At 53.7% G+C, this 2,500-nt stretch carries 2 rRNA genes (1 of these 2 running past the window's edge); both read left to right on the top strand.

Annotation, left to right across the window (positions count from 1 at the left end):
- Nucleotides 1-2,139, top strand: a 23S ribosomal RNA gene (locus ACM2ZB_RS13490); it begins 739 nt to the left of the window's first position.
- Between the two features lie 126 nt (nucleotides 2,140-2,265).
- Nucleotides 2,266-2,380: ribosomal RNA gene (rrf, locus tag ACM2ZB_RS13485) — 5S ribosomal RNA — on the top strand.
- Nucleotides 2,381-2,500: the final 120 nt, after the last annotated feature.

Here is a 2,500-nt window from a genome sequence, read left to right as displayed (position 1 = left end):
CGGGGATGAGCTGTGATTAGGAGTGAAAAGCTAATCGAACCCGGAGATAGCTGGTTCTCCTCGAAAGCTATTTAGGTAGCGCCTCATATGTATCCTCTCGGGGGTAGAGCACTGTTATGGCTAGGGGGTCATCGCGACTTACCAAACCATTGCAAACTCCGAATACCGAGACGGACTGTATGGGAGACACACGGCGGGTGCTAACGTCCGTCGTGAAAAGGGAAACAACCCAGACCCACAGCTAAGGTCCCAAATTCACTGCTAAGTGGAAAACCATGTGGAAAGGCACAGACAGCCAGGAGGTTGGCTTAGAAGCAGCCACCCTTTAAAGAAAGCGTAATAGCTCACTGGTCGAGTCGGTCTGCGGGGAAGATTTAACGGGGCTAAGCAGTGAACCGAAGCTTGGGGTGCATACTTTGTATGCGCGGTAGAGGAGCGTTCCGTAAGCCGTTGAAGGTGGATTGAGAAGTCTGCTGGAGGTATCGGAAGTGCGAATGCTGACATGAGTAACGATAATGCGGGTGAAAAACCCGCACGCCGAAAGCCCAAGGTTTCCTTGCGCAACGTTAATCGGCGCAGGGTGAGTCGGCCCCTAAGGCGAGGACGAAAGTCGTAGTCGATGGGAAGCAGGTTAATATTCCTGCACCTCGCGTAAGTGCGATGGAGGGACGGAGAAGGTTAGGTGTACCAGGCGTTGGTTGTCCTGGGGAAAGGCGGTAGGTTTGGATCTTTGGCAAATCCGGGATCCTTTAAGACCGAGCACCGAGACGAGCCTTTATGGCGAAGTCACTGATACCACGCTTCCAGGAAAAGCTCCTAAGCTTCAGCTTACGCAGACCGTACCGTAAACCGACACAGGTGGGTAGGATGAGAATTCTCAGGCGCTTGAGAGAACTCGGGTGAAGGAACTAGGCAACATGGCACCGTAACTTCGGGAGAAGGTGCACCCTTTTTGGTGGCTCGTGCGAGCTATAGCTGAAGAGGGTCGCAGTAACCAGGCCGCTGCGACTGTTTATCAAAAACACAGCACTCTGCAAACACGAAAGTGGACGTATAGGGTGTGACGCCTGCCCGGTGCTGGAAGGTTAATTGATGGGGTCAGCCGCAAGGCGAAGCTCTTGATCGAAGCCCCAGTAAACGGCGGCCGTAACTATAACGGTCCTAAGGTAGCGAAATTCCTTGTCGGGTAAGTTCCGACCTGCACGAATGGCGTAACGACAGCGGCGCTGTCTCCACCCGAGACTCAGTGAAATTGAAATCGCTGTGAAGATGCAGCGTTCCCGTGGCAAGACGGAAAGACCCCGTGAACCTTTACTATAGCTTTACACTGAACGTTGAGTTCGTCTGTGTAGGATAGGTGGGAGGCTATGAAACTGTGGCGCTAGCTGCAGCGGAGCCATCCTTGAAATACCACCCTGTCGTGCTTGACGTTCTAACCTGGGCCCATTATCTGGGTCGGGGACCGTGTATGGTGGGTAGTTTGACTGGGGCGGTCTCCTCCTAAAGAGTAACGGAGGAGCTCGAAGGTACGCTCAGCGCGGTCGGACATCGCGCACTGTGTGCAAAGGCATAAGCGTGCTTGACTGCAAGATCGACGGATCAAGCAGGTAGGAAACTAGGACTTAGTGATCCGGTGGTTCTGTATGGAAGGGCCATCGCTCAACGGATAAAAGGTACTCCGGGGATAACAGGCTGATACCGCCCAAGAGTTCATATCGACGGCGGTGTTTGGCACCTCGATGTCGGCTCATCACATCCTGGGGCTGTAGTCGGTCCCAAGGGTATGGCTGTTCGCCATTTAAAGTGGTACGCGAGCTGGGTTCAGAACGTCGTGAGACAGTTCGGTCCCTATCTGCCATGGGCGTTGGAGATTTGAGAGGGGCTGCTCCTAGTACGAGAGGACCGGAGTGGACGAACCTCTGGTGTTCCGGTTGTCACGCCAGTGGCATTGCCGGGTAGCTATGTTCGGAAGCGATAACCGCTGAAAGCATCTAAGCGGGAAGCGCGCCTCAAGATGAGATCTCCCGGGGCACAAGCCCCCTGAAGGAACCATATAGACTATGTGGTTGATAGGTCAGGTGTGTAAGTACAGCAATGTATTGAGCTAACTGATACTAATGATCCGTGTGGCTTGACCATATAACCTCAAGTTGCCTTGGCTTTACGACAACGTCGTAAGGGCATCCAAGTGCAAGCTACGTCACAAGAACTATGCGAGGCTGGCGCCTTGTCCCACTGGGACGAGTGCGACTCTCCAAAAGCCTCCCTGGTGAAATTAGCGCTGTGGAACCACCCGATCCCATCCCGAACTCGGAAGTGAAACGCAGCTGCGCCGATGGTAGTGTGGCTCAAGCCATGCGAGAGTAGGTCATCGCCAGGGTTTATACCCAAAAACCCCGCTGCATGCGCAGCGGGGTTTTCCTTTTTTTGCAGGCACCCGGTTTCGACCTGGACTTGCAGCAACAACTTCACGAAGAGCTTCAAGTTCCTCAAACAAGTT

It is taken from the genome of Stenotrophomonas maltophilia (genome assembly GCF_047782825.1).
In the GTDB taxonomy this organism is placed as follows: Bacteria; Pseudomonadota; Gammaproteobacteria; order Xanthomonadales; family Xanthomonadaceae; genus Stenotrophomonas.
Note: the sequence above shows the minus strand (reverse complement) of the source record. Positions and strands in the feature narration are given on the sequence as shown.